The 16,462-nt window shown below is 55.1% G+C and carries 12 protein-coding genes; 5 read left to right on the forward strand and 7 right to left on the reverse strand.

The annotated features are described in order from the left end of the window. Position 1: 1 nt before the first annotated feature. The 3 genes from DWY05_RS02450 to DWY05_RS10165 all read right to left on the reverse strand — a co-directional run bounded on the left by DWY05_RS02450 (position 2) and on the right by DWY05_RS10165 (position 3,776). The gene (locus tag DWY05_RS02450) at positions 2-1,837 is read right to left on the reverse strand and encodes a P-loop NTPase fold protein (RefSeq protein ID WP_158558663.1); all 1,836 of its coding nucleotides are present in this window, start codon (positions 1,835-1,837) and stop codon (positions 2-4) included. 168 nt (positions 1,838-2,005) lie between these two features. Beyond that, positions 2,006-3,655 carry a DUF262 domain-containing protein gene (locus DWY05_RS02455; RefSeq protein WP_117820302.1) on the reverse strand — a complete coding sequence of 550 codons (1,650 nt, stop codon included), beginning with the start codon at positions 3,653-3,655 and terminating at the stop codon, positions 2,006-2,008. Then, a complete protein-coding gene (locus DWY05_RS10165; RefSeq protein WP_255413097.1) occupies positions 3,645-3,776 on the reverse strand; it encodes a hypothetical protein in 132 nt (43 codons plus the stop codon). Before DWY05_RS10165 ends, DWY05_RS02455 begins: the two co-directional genes overlap by 11 nt. Before the next feature lie 689 nt (positions 3,777-4,465). On the opposite strand from DWY05_RS10165, the gene DWY05_RS10075 reads away from it, so the two are divergent. The 5 genes from DWY05_RS10075 (at position 4,466) to DWY05_RS02475 (ending at position 11,453) form a co-directional block, all read left to right on the forward strand. Next, positions 4,466-4,813: a hypothetical protein gene (locus DWY05_RS10075; RefSeq protein ID WP_233503955.1), complete on the forward strand. Its 348-nt coding sequence runs from the start codon at positions 4,466-4,468 to the stop codon at positions 4,811-4,813. A 222-nt stretch (positions 4,814-5,035) separates the two neighbouring features. Next, the gene (locus tag DWY05_RS10080) at positions 5,036-5,578 is read left to right on the forward strand and encodes a transposase (RefSeq protein WP_233503957.1); all 543 of its coding nucleotides are present in this window, start codon (positions 5,036-5,038) and stop codon (positions 5,576-5,578) included. A gap of 376 nt (positions 5,579-5,954) precedes the next feature. Further along, positions 5,955-8,567, forward strand: coding sequence for a transglutaminase domain-containing protein (locus DWY05_RS02465; RefSeq protein WP_117820303.1), 2,613 nt, complete (start codon positions 5,955-5,957; stop codon positions 8,565-8,567). Positions 8,568-8,694: 127 nt separating this feature from the next. Continuing rightward, complete coding sequence (locus DWY05_RS02470; protein ID WP_117820304.1) at positions 8,695-10,470, forward strand: phosphotransferase; 1,776 nt, start codon at positions 8,695-8,697, stop codon at positions 10,468-10,470. A gap of 41 nt (positions 10,471-10,511) precedes the next feature. After that, positions 10,512-11,453, forward strand: a complete 942-nt coding sequence (locus DWY05_RS02475; protein ID WP_117820305.1) for a DMT family transporter — start codon at positions 10,512-10,514, stop codon at positions 11,451-11,453. Positions 11,454-12,011: 558 nt separating this feature from the next. Here DWY05_RS02475 and DWY05_RS02485 read toward each other — a convergent pair. From DWY05_RS02485 to DWY05_RS02500, 4 genes are all read right to left on the reverse strand, one after another. Then, the gene (locus DWY05_RS02485; RefSeq protein ID WP_117820307.1) at positions 12,012-13,052 is read right to left on the reverse strand and encodes an NAD(P)-dependent oxidoreductase; all 1,041 of its coding nucleotides are present in this window, start codon (positions 13,050-13,052) and stop codon (positions 12,012-12,014) included. 10 nt (positions 13,053-13,062) lie between these two features. After that, on the reverse strand, positions 13,063-13,785 hold the full coding sequence (locus DWY05_RS02490; RefSeq protein ID WP_117820399.1) for a 2-C-methyl-D-erythritol 4-phosphate cytidylyltransferase: 723 nt from the start codon (positions 13,783-13,785) through the stop codon (positions 13,063-13,065). 4 nt (positions 13,786-13,789) lie between these two features. After that, positions 13,790-14,929 carry a CDP-glycerol glycerophosphotransferase family protein gene (locus DWY05_RS02495; protein ID WP_158558664.1) on the reverse strand — a complete coding sequence of 380 codons (1,140 nt, stop codon included), beginning with the start codon at positions 14,927-14,929 and terminating at the stop codon, positions 13,790-13,792. Positions 14,930-15,022: 93 nt separating this feature from the next. Further along, entirely contained in the window at positions 15,023-16,423 is a 1,401-nt protein-coding gene (locus DWY05_RS02500) for a lipopolysaccharide biosynthesis protein (RefSeq protein WP_117820309.1), read from the reverse strand. Between the last annotated feature and the right edge of the window lie 39 nt (positions 16,424-16,462).

The raw sequence follows: 16,462 nt of genomic DNA on the forward strand, positions 1-16,462 counted from the left end.
CCTAGATATCGGCAAGACATTCGAGACTCTTGGATATGGCGTCGAAATAGATCCTTTGGTAATACTCCATGGTCTCGACCTTGCCGATCTCCGATCCGAGCCTCTTGGCCCAAGCTACGAGGGCCTTCCTGTCCTCGCCCTCGAGCGAGGCCGTGCACGACCTCATGTGGTCGCCCGGAAAAAGGACACTGTGCACAAGCCGAATATCTTCGGGAGGCATCTTCTCCATCGCCCTCGCGAGGAGGGAAGTGTCGAGGGAAATGAGCGACAGGATGGGTTCCGACCAGTCATCTGATTTCGAGAAAGCCAGATAGAGCTTCGTCGCGAATTGGTCGGGGGCGTTTATCAGGACGTTGCCAAGAGACTCCGACTCCCGTTCGCGTAGCGTCGTCAAGGCGAGCTCCCTCAGCCTGTCGACCTCCTCCAAAGCCGGAATCTCATGCGCTTCGCTCGAGTCGAAAGGGATCTCCTGCCATTCGACTCGATTCTTTCCGATTGACCTCACTGCAGACTCGGGATCCCGTCCAATGGAGGATTCCATCGCCTTGACGAGCGGCGCGACCCCTTCGGGAAAGGCGTCAGCAAATTCCCCCGCAATGCCTTTGACGGCACGCAGGACGTCGGGATAGACGTCGAACGACAAGCCGCGGCTCCCGTCCCCGGGGACAATCCCGGCGACTAAAGTCTCCACCATGCCAAGGACATCGGCATCGCGGAAAGTGGCGTGTCTGATGCCTTCGATACATTCAATAGCTTTCCGCGCGGCCGGCCCGTCGGGATGAAAGGTCGCAAGGTAATCTTCCAGGCAGGAACGAACATGCTTGGAATCGACCCCCTCACACCTCTCGAAAAAGCGGGGGATGAAGTCCAGAGCGGCGTATTTGAGCCGGCGCGACTCGAAAATGCCACCCCTAAGGATGGAATCCTCCCGGCTTGACGGAGGCCCGATGCGCATCCCCTTCGCCGCCCCCGCTGCAAAGCCGAAAGCCTCTTTGAAAACTGCCCTGGCAGACTCCGGGTCGGTGGGTTCAGCGAAGAACCCGGATTCCTTCATCCCGACCAGCACGGGGCGCATCTTGCTGAGGGATCGCAAGTTCGGCGATTCGCTTCCTTCAATCGCCGAAACGGCGTCCTCGAGCGCGCCTGGGTAGATGCCGCCCAGCACGCCTCCCAGAACGCGTTCCACAACCGAGCCGACCGAGGGCCTGAACCGGCACTTCCGCCAGACGGTCTTCTCGATGAGGCTCTCGTACTCCCTGGTCGTCCCCTTCTCCCCCTTCGGTCCTAGCCCTTTCCTCCACTCATCCTCGTTGCAGACGAGGAGGACCTTCTTCCTGCAGCCAACGACGAGGTGGTCGACCGCCCCGAGCAGCTCGCGAATGCCCATGTCGCACCTCTCCACGTCGTCTATGACGAGGAGGGTCTCGGGGCCGATGATGAGGTTCACGGCATTCAGCGGCGCCATCTTGAGATCGACGCCCGCCTTCTTCTCCAGCTCCCTGATTTTTTTCCCGAGGAACGATATTCCCGTGTCCTTGGCGAACCCGACGAGTGAATCCCACCTGCCCCTCTCCCCGCCGGCCGCGCACCCTATGGCGTATTTCGAGATGAAACCAGACTCAATCGCCCCGCAGAGCTCCGCTAAGTCCTTGGCGCCGTAGGCGGACGCCACCACGACGGGATGCCGGCTCTCATCCTCCTCCAGCTTCTCGGTCAGTGCGTGCTCGACAAAGTAGGTTTTCCCGCATCCCCATTCCCCGGTAAGCATGAGGGCGTACGAGTTCTCCTTGTCCTCGATGTACTCCCTCACGACGCCGATGATGTCATCCTCGTTCACCTTGGTCGCTCCTTGTCCGCCATCGGTTTCCACCCTTACCTTTCCTATGGCCAGGCGAGAGCCTACTCCAGCGCTTTCGGATCCCATTCGAACCCTTCGGCCTGCCGCCTTATCGCCGGGTCGATGCACTTCTTGACGAGCTCAAGCGCCGCGGCCGCGCGGTGCAAGCTAGTGGATGACCATTTCAAACAAATCTTTCGCGATAAAATCAACGCGCTTCTTAACGTCAAAACAACCATTCGCATAGCGTTTAGCAAAAGCTCTTGTAGTGGCATAACGCGATTCAGCGTATATGGGCAGCTTTTCCTTAAGCGATTTGTCTTTACATTTCGCGTTAAGTCGCTCTTCTAGCATGAGCAAGTTCCCAATAATCGAGTTTTCCTGAGCCTGCGAATCCGGAAGAATGTGCTCTATTGTGAATGCCTCAGAAACCCTAACACCAGACTTAAGCTCCTCGAGCAAGGCAAGGACCAACTTGCAGCGATCCTTCAACTTTGTTTCGCTATACAACGGCCACGAATGAGACCATCCAAGCGAAAGGAGATTAATTCGAAATGTTTCTTCTGAAGGCAGTTTTTCGTTAAAACTATTTTTCCACTCATCTAACACTTGCTGGGTGCAGTTCAACTCGATTGCGTATGAGTGTTTCACGATCGAATCCGATAGGTGGTTCGACTCCATTCCCCCGATTATCTTATAGCAAATATAGAACCGGTAAATAAATCCAATCGCATCATCATACTGCTCGCTCGTTAGCTGCTCTATTTCGCGAGCGTGCATTAAACTCATAAGAAGCGGCCTGAAGACGCGGACATTGTGTGTTCTTAAGAAACTCAAGATTTCCGCATTTCTGTCATCGCTGGTTGGCTCGACAATCTCTGCATAATATCCGGCTTTTAGCCTTAAATCATAGAGAAGATCAGCAGCCTTCTTTGGATCCGTAAAATCCCTTATTTTCTTATATGCTCCATCCTTGTCGCCTTGTCCTAGGCGATATTTTTGAATTGCGTAGTGACGCAAAAAAGCTTTCATGTTCGAGCCGACTGTTGCTTCAATTTCCGACCATACCTGTTTTGCATCATCGCGCTTTTCTATAGGATGGATATAGCGCATAATATAGTTCTTCAGAAGCTCATGGTCCTCAAGCTCGATACCTCGCGCATTCAATATTTCGAATATTGTGTACGAATCTTCCTCAGACGATGATTTGATGTTTACATATGCGACAGAAATGACCGCATCCCTGAAGGCCAGCAACTCCTCATCCTTCATCTTGGCGAAACTTGCACTGAAATATTGGAAGGCTTTAACGATCAGTTCGTCTTTTGATCCGGACGCGCGTTTGCTCTTCGAGAAAGCCACAGCAGACATGGCAGCCGCATCTTCAGGAGAGATAGCAATTACTCCTTCGACGATCCTCGTTAATGATAAATGATTCTCCGGAGCGACGATCGCGTGCTCAACATCCTTAGTATCTATCGCCACTAGATATTTTTTTGTGCCATTAGCGTGGTTAATCATATTCCTTTTCTTGAAAGCGAACATGAGGCTAGACAGCAAGAGCGTTAGGGTAATAACTCTTTGTTGACCATCAATTATTGTAAAAACCCCGAGGCTGTCTTCTTCTTCTTCCTCCATCAGCACTATCGAACCGATGAAATGCGACGTAGCAACTTCCTCTGTCACAAGCTTGATGTCTTCGAATAGATCTTTCCAGTTATGCTCATCCCACACGTAAGCGCGCTGATTGCGAGGGATTCTATAGATTGAGTCATTAAGCAGCTTTCCAACCGTACTCTGACGTGCTTCAAATGCCATGTTGATCCCTTGCCTTCGCAATAGTTTTGTCGGCCTTGCCGCCTCTCGGCGTCACCAACGCCTTCGCTACAATAAAAGTCGGCACATCGCCGAGCAGGGCCGCCTTTTCGCTCGCGAACATGCCGACTGCCCCAATCAATCTCCGTCGCTGCCATCATCGTCGATTAACCAACATGTCAGCAGCAGGCAATCGTCACGTCCACAGTCCATTCTATATGCCGGCTGAGCATGGGGCGCATCTTAATCGCCAAGATATCCAGGAAGCCCGAGCTTCCAGGGAAATGCCTTCAGACGCCTTACGTTGGGTAGGCCCCCTACAGAGATCTATTGGCCGTGCACCGCAAACAACGCGTTAGGCCGTTGCACGCAATCGGCCAGCCACCCAGCATCCCCAATCCGCGTCACAACTCCCTACCCCGCTCCAGCCATCGTCATCTCCATACAGTGTCCAAACCCACACCAATAAAACCAACCCACGCAACAAGCAGCCCTCGCTTAGCAACCCAAACACCACCACAAGCCAGCAAGCAATCACCAGTCTGCGTTCGCAACATCGCTTGGAACGGCAAATGCTTACCGCGCCCTTGAAACACGCCAAACTCGTCTACAACCTGCGGTTTTTCGTTTATACTGCAATCGTTGAAATGCCGGTACGCTTGCAGAATCGTACCTGTTCCGATTACAGACGATATGAGCAGGACATAAAAACATTGAGAGCCCCTGCTGCATGAAAGACCGCGGATTAGGCCGACAATGGTGAGTGTCTAATTCAGCCGCGGCGGCCACGCCGCATTCATGGAAGGGGCTCCCATGCTCGATACTACCACCTTCGTCGGCCTCGACGTCCACGCCCGCTCGATAAAGGCAGTCTCCCTCGACGTCATGACCGGGGAGGTGCGCGCCGCGACCTTCGGCTACGACGCCGGCGCCGTCGCGGAGTGGGTCCGCTCCGTGGACCCCGGGGCCAGGTGCGTGTACGAGTCCGGGGTCACGGGCTTCGACCTGCAGAAGAGGCTCTCCGGCCTGGGGGTCGACTGCGTGGTCGGCGCCGTCTCGAAGATGATCAAGCCCAGCGCGGACAGGCGCAGGAAGAACGACCGCAACGACGCCGAGTTCCTCGCCCGCATGCTGTCGGTCGGCAACGTCGTCGAGGTGTGAGTCCCCGACGACGAGTGCGAGGCCGCCCGCGACCTGACCAGGGCGCTCGAGGACGCGAGGGACGACCTCTCGCGCGCGAAGCAGCGGCTCTCCAAGTTCCTGCTCAGGCACGGGCTCGCCTTCGACGAGAGGACGCCCACCGGCCGCAGGAAGGGCAACTGGACCCGGGCGCACTGGTCCTGGATCGAGTCGATTAGGTTCGCGGAGGGGGCCGACGAGGAGGTGCTCGCCTACTACGTCGACGCGGTCAGGCGGGCGGCGGAGGAGAAGGCGAGGCTCGAGGGGCTCGTCGAGGGCGAGGCCCGCAAGCCCAGGTGGAGGAGGAGGGTCGACTCCCTGCGCTGCCTCAAGGGCGTCGACACCGCTTCCGCCGCCGACCTCGTGTTCGAGGCCGGCGAGTTCTCCAGGTTCAGGAACGCCCGCTCGTTCGCCGCGTGGGTCGGCCTGACGCCCTCCGAGCACTCCAGCGGGGAGAGCGACCGCAGGGGCGCGATCACCAAGACCGGCAACAAGCACCTGAGGAAGACGCTGGTCGAGGCCGCGTGGCACTACCTGACGTGCTCGGGGCGGCCGAAGGACCTCGCCAAGGGCCAGGCCCCGGACCGGGGCGCCCGGAGGCATGCCGCCAAGGGCGTGCGGAGGCTGGTCGAGAGGCGGGAGGCGCTGCTCGCGCGCGGGGTCCACGGCAACAAGGCGAACGTGGCCACGGCGCGCGAGCTCGCCTGCTGGGTGTGGGCGGTCGGCCTCATGGCCGAGGAGGCGTAGGGGGGGCGGTCCCCCGCACATAAGCCAGTCACCCCGGAAGCGGTTCGATCCGAAGCCGTTGAGGCGAACCTCAGGTCCCTTTTCTGCGAGCGCCCAGGGCGCCACACGCGTGCACAGACTGTCGGTTCGACGTAGAAGCCTCAGCCGTAGCAACGGATTGCCCAGCGAGAGATCGCCACGGGCGGATATTAAACTGCAAAGACGAGCGTCGGTAAGACACGCCGAGGTCGCCGCGGACGGGTTGATATAGGGAGAGGGCCTGACCCCATATCGTTGGGGCCAGGCCCGATTTTGCCTCTTGACAATGTCCTGCTCATATTAAATGCCGGTACGCTTGCAGAATCGTACCTGTTCCGATTACAGAAAAGGGGCCGTCATGCGTAAGCCTGCCTCCTGCGTCCTTTCCATCGCGCTCTCGCTCGTAATGACGGTTGGTTTTATCCCGTCACCCGCGCTTGCCGAAATCGCCAGTGCGCCAGAACCCGCCGCGCAAAGCGCCGGCAAACCTAACGAGAGCCCAGCCGAAACCACGTCGGGCCAAGCCCGGGCAAACGATCAAATCAGCGCCGCCTCCGGCACCAATGTAACGGCCAACGCAACGCAGCCGATCGACGCCAGCATGTTCAGTATCGAGGACACCGACATTCGCTACACGGGCAATCCCGTGATGCCCACCGTCACGTCGTCGACCGTGCCGAGCGACCAGTACACTGTCGCCTACGAGAACAACGTAGCCATCGGTCAGGCGACCGCCGTTGTGACCGCCGACGACCAGAACTACAGCGGCACCTGCGCGATCCCATTTGAAATCAAACCGGCGAACGCGGCCGCGAACTACCAGCACAGCACCACCGCGCAAAGCGGCGACATCACGCTCACCGTCCAATGGAACGACCCGAGGCTCGGCCAGGAGACCACGTTCCATGTGACTGCGACGGGCGGAAGCGGTGCGTACCAATTCCGCATGGACGCACCGACGTATATGGATCCCGACGGTAGCAGCGAAAGCGTTGCCGACCCCAGCCGTAACCAGTGGCAGCAATACACCGGCGAATGCACATCGCACGACTACCAGTTCGAAATGACCGCTAGCGGCACCTATTACCTGCGCTTTTACCTGATGGATAAGGCGGCCGGCGTGTACTATCTGCGCTCAAACGTGTTTGCGAGCGCGAACGACGACGCCTATCCGGCGGTCAGCGCCATCGTGAAGTCCGCAGTCGACAAATGCAGCGCCGATACCGACGGGTCCGACTACGCCCGCGCCCTGTGGCTCCACGACTGGACGCTCGACCAGCTGGAGTACGACCACAGCCTCAACTGGTGCTCGGCCGAAAGCGGCCTCACGCGCCACCAGGGTACCTGCGAGAGCTACCAGCGCATCTACTCCAAGCTCCTTGACGCTGCGGGCATCGCCAACGGGCGCATCACCGGCAACGGCCACACCTGGAACGCCGTAAAGATCGACGGCAAATGGTGCCAGATGGACCTAACCTGGGACGACACCAGCGACAACTGGTACGGAGACCTTGACCAGCGCCATCTGTACTTTGGCCTGACCGACGAGCTCATGGCAATCGCCCACTCCGACCACACGGCTAACTACCAGAAGGACGGCTACGCATACCGCTCGACCGACCTGTCAAACAATTACTTTGTGCGGAATGGCAAGGCCGATGAATGGGCCGAGAAGTATGCCGACCGCATTCAGCAGCACTTGAATGCTAGGGAAGAGAGCTTTTCCATTGATGCCGACAACCAGTCGTTTCCGCCCAGCATCTCGGGGATTCAAAATGGGATTGTTGCTTATGCGATGAATCAGAGGGAATGGAAGACGAACAACGCCAAGGTAAATCTCACCGCGACTTCCGACGTATCCACCCAATCGAGCAGCAAATGGGCCGCATTCTACGACTTTGAAGCCAAATACACGTCAACAACACCCAAAGGGTGGCGATTAGAGAATAGCATCTGGTATTACCTTAACGCTGACGGATCGTACGCAACCGGCTGGCGAACAATCGACGGCTCTCGCTACTACTTTGAAGATAGTGGCGCCATGGCAACCGGCTGGACTGTAATCGGCGGAAAGCGCCACCTCCTCACGTGCTCGGGCAGTCCGGCCGCGAAGGGCTGGTTACTACTCAACGGCACCTGGTACTACGTAATCGATGACGGCGAGGTTGCAACCGGATGGCGCAAAGTCAATAACGCATGGTATCTGTTCGACGACAAGGGCGAGATGGCGACGGGCTGGCGGGAGGTGTCCGGAAAGTTATACTATCTGGCCGATTCAGGAAAGCTGGCATCACCCGGCTGGCTCCTTCTAGGCGGAACCTGGTTCTACATCGAGGGCGACGGGTCGGCCGCAACCGGTTGGCAAACAATCGACGGCGCGCGTTATTACTTTGAAGACGACGGCGCCATGGCAACTGGCTGGAAGGAAATAGACGGGAAGCATCACCTCCTCACGAGCTCAGGCAGGTCTGCCGCCAAGGGTTGGCTGCGGCTTGACGGCATCTGGTACTACGTAGTCAATGACGGCGAGGTCGCAACAGGTTGGCACAAAGTAAACAACTCCTGGTATCTATTCAATAATAAAGGCGAGATGTTGACAGGCTGGCAGGAGCTGTCCGGGAAGCGGTACTATCTGACCGATTCAGGAAAACTTGTCGCACCCGGCTGGCTCCTTCTGGACGGAACCTGGTTCTACATCGAGGATGACGGCTCGGCCGCAACCGGCTGGCGAGAAGTCAGCGGAGCAAGGTATCTGCTCGGAAACGACGAATCCATGCTAACCGGATGGCAGGAAGTCTCGGGAAAGCGCTACTACCTCACAGAATCCGGAAGACTAGCCCCATCTGGATGGATGCAACTTAAGGACGACTGGTACTACGTCCAAGCCGACAGATCGATCGCAACCGATTGCTGGATAGGCTCCTATTACGTAGATAAAACAGGCAAGTGGATACCAGCCGCTCAAAAATAGCTATATAAAGTATCGGCTAGCCCCATCTGTTCGGAAATTCTTTGCAAATATATGAATTCGAACAAAATCAGTTCCATTTGTTCGGTTTTAGTCTATTATCTCAAACAGTCGAACAAGGGAGTAATTCATGCAGCTAACCCATAAGCAATTCAACGCACTATATGCCCTGAGCAAGCACCCGGGCATTACGCAGAGGGATCTCGCCGATCAATGCGGTATTGGCCTTGCAACCGCAAATGCCGCCGTCAAGGACCTCTCGGAAGCCGGACTCATAGAGGGCGCGCGCTTGACGCCCAAGGGCATGACCGCGCTAAAGCCATACGCCGTGGACAATGCCGTCATCCTCGCGGCAGGCCTCTCCAGCCGCTTCGCACCCATCTCCTATGAGCGCCCCAAGGGCCTTCTCAAGGTTCGCGGCGAAGTCCTCATCGAACGCCAGATTGAACAGCTGCACGAGGCGGGAATCCTCGACATCGTCGTGGTCGTCGGCTACAAAAAGGAGTCCTTCTACTATCTCGAGGACAAGTACGGCGTGAATATCGTCGTCAATCGCGCCTACGCCGAACGCAACAACAACTCCTCACTCATGCTCGTGCGAGAACTGCTCGAAAACACCTATATCTGCTCCTCGGATAATTACTTTGAGGAAAACCCCTTCACGGACCATGTCTGGAAGGCCTACTACTCAGCCGAGTACAACCAGGGGCAAACTGCTGAATGGTGCCTCGAGACGGGCTCCCACGATCGCATTACCAAGGTAAGCGTCGGCGGCTCCGATGCATGGTACATGATCGGCCACGCCTACTTCGACCGCGAGTTCTCCGCTCGCTTCCGCCAGATCCTGGAAGACGAGTACGACCTCCCCCAGACGCAAGACAAGCTCTGGGAGGATCTCTATGCCGAGCACATCGGCGAGCTTGACATGCGAATTCGCAAGTACGACCCGCCCATCATCCATGAGTTTGACTCACTCGATGAGCTGCGCGATTTCGACCCCCTATTCCTGGAGAATCTCGACTCCGAGATCTTCGACAACATCGTTGCGGTTCTTGGATGCGACAAGTCCGAAATCAGAAATGTCTACCCGCTCAAGCAGGGACTTACCAACCTCAGCTGCCACTTTACGACCGATGATGGCGAATGGGTCTACCGCCATCCCGGCGTGGGCACCGAGCTCCTCGTGGACCGCAAGGCAGAGAAAACTGCGCTGGAGACGGCGCGAAATCTCGGCCTCGACTCCACCTTCGTGTTCGAGAACCCCCGTCGCGGCTGGAAAGTCTCCCGTTTCGTGACGAACTACAGGAACCTCGATGCACACGACGATGCCCAGCTTGCACAGGCCATGCAGATGGCGCGTAGGCTCCATGAGAGCGGTGCCCAGGTCGAGCGTGCATTCAGCTTTTACGAGGAAGGTAAAGGCTACGAGCGAGCCATCTTAGAACGCGGGCGCATCGATGTGCAGGACTGGCCCGAGATGGAAGCGCAGGCAACGAAGCTCAACGACATGCTTCTCGCAGATGGGGGTGATCCCGTCCTGTGCCACAACGACTTCTTCGGCCTCAACTTCCTGGTAAGCGAAGATGGCCATGTCGACCTTATTGACTGGGAATACGCCGGCATGAGCGACTACGCCAACGACTTCGGGACGTTCTGCGTCTGCGAGCAGCTCTCCGAGGACGAGATGCGCAGCGCACTCACCCACTACTTCGGCCGCACGCCCACCGACGCGGAATGGCGCCATAACTTGGGCCAGGTCGGCATGGCGGGCTGGTGCTGGTACGCCTGGGCCCTGTTAAAGGAAGCCGAGGGCGACAATGTCGGCGAGTGGTCCCACATCTACTACCGCTACGGCAAGACCTACCTCAAGAAGGCCCTTGAGCTATACGAGAAGTCCGGTAAGTAAGTAAACCAGTCACTTTGGCAAACAAGAAAAGAGAAGAAACTATGCATTACGGCATACTCAGCGGTGCTCTTTGGGCACTGGACACTACTGTGCTCTCGATAGCCCTCGCGATGTCCCCGTTTTCCGATGGAACCGCAGCCGCCATCGCCTTCGCCGCGATCGTGAGCTCCGCATTCCACGACATCCTCTGCGCCCTCTGGATGACGATCTATTCCGCCATCAGGGGTCAACTCGGAAAGGCCCTGGCTGCAATTAAAACCCGAGACGGCTTGGTCGTGGCAGTCGGCGCCTTGCTGGGCGGCCCCATCGGCATGAGTGGCTACGTAATGGCCATCAACCTCATCGGGCCCTCCTACACTGCGGTTATTTCCGCCTTCTATCCGGCATTCGGAACGTTGCTCGCCGCGATAGTCCTCAAGGAGAAGGTAACCGTCCCGCGCATGGTTGCGCTGGCGGCGGCACTCCTTGGCATTATCGGAATGAGCGCGGGCGCACTCGGTTCTGACGCAATGACCAACCCCGTACTCGGCATAGCCTGCGCGCTCCTGTGCGTCGTCGGCTGGGGTTCCGAAGCGGTGTTCTGCGCCTGGGGCATGAAGGGCGATAGCGTCGACGACGAAACCGCGCTGCAGATCAGGGAGATGACTTCCGGCCTTGTCTACGCCTTGATCGTTCTCCCAGTATTCGGAGCATGGGGCTTTGCCGCACAGGCGGCGCCCACCATGGCGACGGGCACCGTCGCCCTTTCGGCACTCGCCGGCGTGGCATCGTACCTCTTCTACTACAAGGCCATCTCCAAGATCGGCGCGGCAAGAGGCATGGCACTCAATATTTCCTACTCAGCTTGGGCGGTCATCCTGGGAATTGCCCTCGGCAATGTCCCCGAGCCTCTCGAGATCGGCTGCTGCGTTCTCATTCTCGCGGGCACCGTTCTTGCCGCCTGTGACTGGAAAGAGCTGTTCGGGAAGACGGCAGCTCGTTAGATTCTGCGCAGTACAGCTACTTAGAAGTCGTTCACTTCGTTGTATGGTGTTGCCATCACGCTAATCTCGATGGGTCAGACTTTGCTGGTGGTCGGCCTGTTCTGGGTAGGTTCCCTTGTGGACATAATCGAGATGAATGCAAGGGATCCTTCTGTCAGTCGCCTTTAGAGAGGGCTCATAAATAAATGGGGTGTGTTGGAAATTTCAACACACCCCATTTATTTGAGGACTAAAGAGTCGCCAAGGCACTTCGCCACGTCGCGTCCAAATGGTCAAATTATCCATGTAAGGAACCAGTGCAAAATCGCCCTTCTATTTCATGTTCGAACACACCAAAGACACGAAAAAGAAGGGCGACATGCATGCAATTTTGAAACCAAGTTTAATAAAAGCCTCGATGATGCTGAAGGCGGTCACAAATAGCCCGAAGGCCAGCGCCAAATGTTTACTATCAGTTTCGATCCTTCCGGCAATGCACACAGCAAACTCGAACCCATTCGGATGCTGAGCCATATTGCGCCGAATATAAGAAACGTCTAGATCTCGCAGCTCACAAGATTAATCTTGCTCGCGTAAATAAGCACCCAACTCGGCAAAAGAATCCGCTAGGCCGGTCTTGGGTTCCCAACCTAGCCCACGCAATCGTGCAGAAGATAGACGCAAATGCACATCAGGTGCATAACCGGCAGAGTTTGACTCGTCAACATCAATTACAACATTACATTTATCGCCACCAAGAATGTCACTTGCCAGCTCAGCTACAAATCGAATAGTGCCGTGAGATTCCTCATTGGCAATGTTGTAGGAAAGACCAGCCTCCCCACGCGCGAGTAAAGTTAAAAGCCCCGCCACACAGTCGATTGTATTTACATAATTACCCTCAGATAGACCATGAGTCCTCAAAACGATACTTTCATCGCGCATGGCAGAGCGGGCAAACTGAGCAAACGCTCTATTCTCACCTGGCAAGACACCCGCCCCAAAAGTCTGTGCCAAACGAGCGCTAAGGGCCTGAACGCCATACTGAGCCGCATAAGCTGAACATAGACACTCGCACATACGCTTTGACTCCGGATAGCAGCTGCGAGGAGCTGTAAGGTCTATCCAACCCAATGCAGATTCGTCTGCCACTTCCCCGTCAGGCAACGTACCGTAAACCTCCATCGATGAAACATACACCATACGCGCGCCCGATCTACGAGCGATCTCTAGCATGGCTTCCGTTCCTCGTAGCGACATCAGGGCGACATCTGCAGGACACTGCACCATTACCTTCGATTTAGTGACCGCAGCAGCATGAAGGATGAAATCGGCAGCATCGATACTGGGTTCATCTTCAGCAAGGTCGCATCTAACAACCTCAAGTTTCCCAAGTTCGGAATAGCCCTGAAGAACAGATGACAATTTAGCATCATCGCGAACTACCGCAACGACTACGCACCCCAGTCCCATACGGTCATCCGCCAGCAAAAGTGCTTTGCAGACAAGTGAGCCAATGAGCCCCGTGGCCCCGGTCACCGCGATCGTCTTATTTCTGAAAGGTTCGTACAAACTCTCATCAATTCCGGCCAGCAAGCCGTCAAGCAGCTCAGATCTCATGCATTCTCTCCTAGATACCGTAAATCTGTTCGTTCTCGCGGGCGTTCAAGATGGCCTGCAGCGAAAAGAAGTCCCCGGGCGTCGTAACCTTTATGTTCTCATCGGGTCCCTCGATGGACGTCAACGCGCATCCCCGTTCGAACATCATAGAAGCTGAATCGATGTAATCGTGCTTTCCAGCGGCATCGGCATCGCGATGGGCAGCCAATATCTGATCGAGCCAAAAGCTCTGCGGAGCTCTTGCCAACCTAAGGTTGGAGCGATCGGGTATCGAATCCACCGCACCGTCCGCGCCTTCGACGAGCACCGTCTCCTTGGCTCGCACACAAGTCACGGCAGAGCCCGTTGCCTCTACAGACTTAATATTATCGGTAATCAACTGCGCATTAATAAGCGGACGCACCCCATCATGAATGAGCACTACGGAGCGCTTTCCATCGGCAATCTTCTCGGCCGCCAATAAGCCCTGGAAAATGGATTCCTGCCCGGTAGAACCGCCCGGCACCACTGCGACAACCTTCGTCATATGGCTTGCGTCCAACAACCCGCGGCAATAATTCAACCATTCTGCACCGCTCACAACAACAATCGCATCGATCATGGGGTGTTCTTGAAAGTGCCGAACTGTGCGCACAATAATAGGCACGCCATGAATGCAAAGAAACTGCTTCGGCAGATCTTTTGAATGCATGCGCGAACCCACGCCGCCCGCAAAAATAACCGCGATATTCATAGTCTCACCCATTGTCTTTCTCATCTTCCGAGAGGATGCCGAGAAAACGCACAAGCCGTTCGCAGCTTCTCGCGTCGCAATCCCCATAGAATTTACTTCTTAATGCCCTTCGCTCTTCGGAATAGCAATCAGACCCTACGGCCACTTCTCTGATAAAGCTGCACAAGCCTTCGTAGGTCATGATTTTAGAGCCGGGCATATAGTCCTCCGGATGATTGATAAGCCCGACCTTGTACTCATCTAAATCAGAAAGCACAAATGCGAGGGGGCGATTGAGCACCAGGTACTGATACGCAGCACCCGAATAGTCGCTAATTAACGCCGAAGCTTCAAGCATCAAATCATAGTTATCGAAGGCTGACTTCCTCACAGCGTCACCAGTGAGCAATACAACATTTCCCAATTTGTCTAAACCAATAGAAGACACGTCTTGTTTCGGATGGAGCTTGACAACGAGTACCATATTGAGCTTCGCTAAGAGCTCATTCAAATCAATAAGACGGCTCTCGCTATCAATCAGCGGTACACCATAAGGGAGAATTGCATTGGAATCTTCCCTGCCATAAGCGACCCCTTTTCGAAACGTAGGCATCCAAAGGATAACTTTCTTGGCAGAATGCGTATTAGACGCGTAACCACTAGTGTGCCTTCCGCTAAAAAGTCTATCAAGATCGGGATAACCCAGATGAAGAATTTCGGTACTCTCGGCATCGATGCCACACTCATCGATGAAATAGTCATCCATCTCGGGGGTCAAGCCAAGTACATAGTCAACTGAGGGAGAAACCTCCACTAAGCCCTTAGTCTCCTTCAAAGAAAACGCAGCGTGCGTCATATACACAGATACTTGATCTTCGCGGACCTTATCCGCTACAGTGCAATCCGCCGTCAGCCACTTGGCCGTACAAATTGCCCATGCCTTCTTCCAGCTCGGGCCGTACACAGACACACAGCTCACGTTCTTGGGAAGATGAGCCGGAGCGTCGTGGTACAAGCGCCACACGATTTTGATTCGATCGTTGTATCCGTTCTCGATAAGCCAGTCGTAAAGAGCCCCGCCGTTACAGTCAAAGTCGTTGTGACTCTCAATAACAATCTTGTTCTCGAGCGTTCGCCCGCGCGTCAGCAACGCGACAATCGACACCTGTATCTTTGGCAGTTTGAACAGCCAAATTACCTGCAAGGCCCTGCGGAGGCCTTTCTCTTTCAGATATGTTAAGGGGTTCATTGGCCTAGCCTAGCCTTTCCTGCGAACGACGGTAAGAATCTCACGACGCTTGACAAAGAGACAGAAAGCAAGCACAACGAGCACGGCATATCGAACAATGGCTATGCCGTAAACAACGTCCATCCCGAGCGTCATAGCGATGACCAAGGCGACAGAAAGAAGCAGATACTTACCTGAGTAGACCTGCCGGCCCAACTCTACGCGGCAAATGCGGGCGCTAAACGCCCAATGCATGAAAGCAAGTGCCATATACGAAGCGAGAGTCGTCCATGCCGCAGCTTTATAGCCGAACAGAGGGATAAGTGCCAAATTAAGTGAGATGTTCAGAACAGCAGCACCAATGGATGCCGCAGCGATCAGCGAAGTTTTCTTGTAGAAGTATTCTAAATTGCTCATCATTGAGTAAAAGAATATGAAAAACACCGACGCCGACAACGGCGGTATGACATCGACAGCGTCCGAATACTCTGGTCCCGCAAATACGGCAAGAATCTCCGGCGCAAAAGCCATCACCATCACAGTGAGAGCAGCGACAAGCGCCATTATTAAGTATCCGCTCTTCCTTACACCATCGACTCTGCCTTCATCGAGTTCCTGAAAAGTGTACGGGCAGTAAGAGTCGTTTATTGCTGTAACGACGATAACCAAAGCCATGGCGATAGAGTACGATACGCTGTAAAGTGCTGCGGCGCTGTTGTTCACCATCTGGCTGATCATCAGCCTGTCTGACTGGTTCAACACGTAGTGCGAAAGAAAATGAGGCAGCAGTGGAAGAGTGAAGCTCAGGCCATACTTCCAGTATTTTTTGTTAAAGAAGCATTTGCCTCTCGCAAAGATGAGAACCATAAGAATAGCGCCCGGTAAACCCTTCGCTACAACATCCATTATCACGCGTGCCTCAACCTTGGCATCGGTACATAAGATGGCAAGGATACCAGCTCCCAAACTGAAAATATTGCTCCCCAGGGTAACAGCAACCAGCGCACGGTAGCGGTATTCGAATCGCTGTCTCGCGCTCCAAAAACTAGAAGCAGTATTCAGCGCAATTTCTACAAAGAGCAAAAACACCAAGAACGGCGTGAGCCCCATCATTTCAGACCAAAATTCCGGAGCCACGCAGAAGATTATGAAAAAGATGAGAGTCAGCACAGAAGAAAGTGCTAAAAGCGAAGATTCGAATTGATTCTCATTAGCCTTAAAATCAAGCCTGCCTCGATTGAACGCACCTCCGAAAAGGTTCAACGTGCAGAATATCGTCATGATGGATACCCACGACTGGAAAACACTGAATGTTCCGTATTGATCCGTCGACATTATTCTCGTAAGAATGGGCGTCGCCAAAAGCGATAGACCCTTATTCAGAACATTACACACAACGAACCAAACTGCAGCCTTAGCAGGTGCGGACATCGTTCTATATTTAGAAAGGAAATTCAAATAAAACTCCAG

Origin of the sequence: Collinsella sp. AF23-4AC (assembly GCF_003462685.1) — a bacterium.
Lineage (GTDB): Bacteria > Actinomycetota > Coriobacteriia > Coriobacteriales > Coriobacteriaceae > Collinsella.

Excerpts from the sequence above, each read along its gene's own strand:
- DWY05_RS02455 (WP_117820302.1), bottom strand. The coding sequence starts at position 3,655 with ATGGCATTTGAAGCACGTCAGAGTACGGTTGGAAAGCTGCTTAATGAC.
- DWY05_RS10165 (WP_255413097.1), bottom strand. The coding sequence starts at position 3,776 with ATGTTCGCGAGCGAAAAGGCGGCCCTGCTCGGCGATGTGCCGACTTTT.
- DWY05_RS10075 (WP_233503955.1), top strand. The coding sequence starts at position 4,466 with ATGCTCGATACTACCACCTTCGTCGGCCTCGACGTCCACGCCCGCTCG.
- DWY05_RS02465 (WP_117820303.1), top strand. The coding sequence starts at position 5,955 with ATGCGTAAGCCTGCCTCCTGCGTCCTTTCCATCGCGCTCTCGCTCGTA.
- DWY05_RS02470 (WP_117820304.1), top strand. The coding sequence starts at position 8,695 with ATGCAGCTAACCCATAAGCAATTCAACGCACTATATGCCCTGAGCAAG.
- DWY05_RS02475 (WP_117820305.1), top strand. The coding sequence starts at position 10,512 with ATGCATTACGGCATACTCAGCGGTGCTCTTTGGGCACTGGACACTACT.
- DWY05_RS02485 (WP_117820307.1), bottom strand. The coding sequence starts at position 13,052 with ATGAGATCTGAGCTGCTTGACGGCTTGCTGGCCGGAATTGATGAGAGT.
- DWY05_RS02490 (WP_117820399.1), bottom strand. The coding sequence starts at position 13,785 with ATGAATATCGCGGTTATTTTTGCGGGCGGCGTGGGTTCGCGCATGCAT.
- DWY05_RS02500 (WP_117820309.1), bottom strand. The coding sequence starts at position 16,423 with ATGTCCGCACCTGCTAAGGCTGCAGTTTGGTTCGTTGTGTGTAATGTT.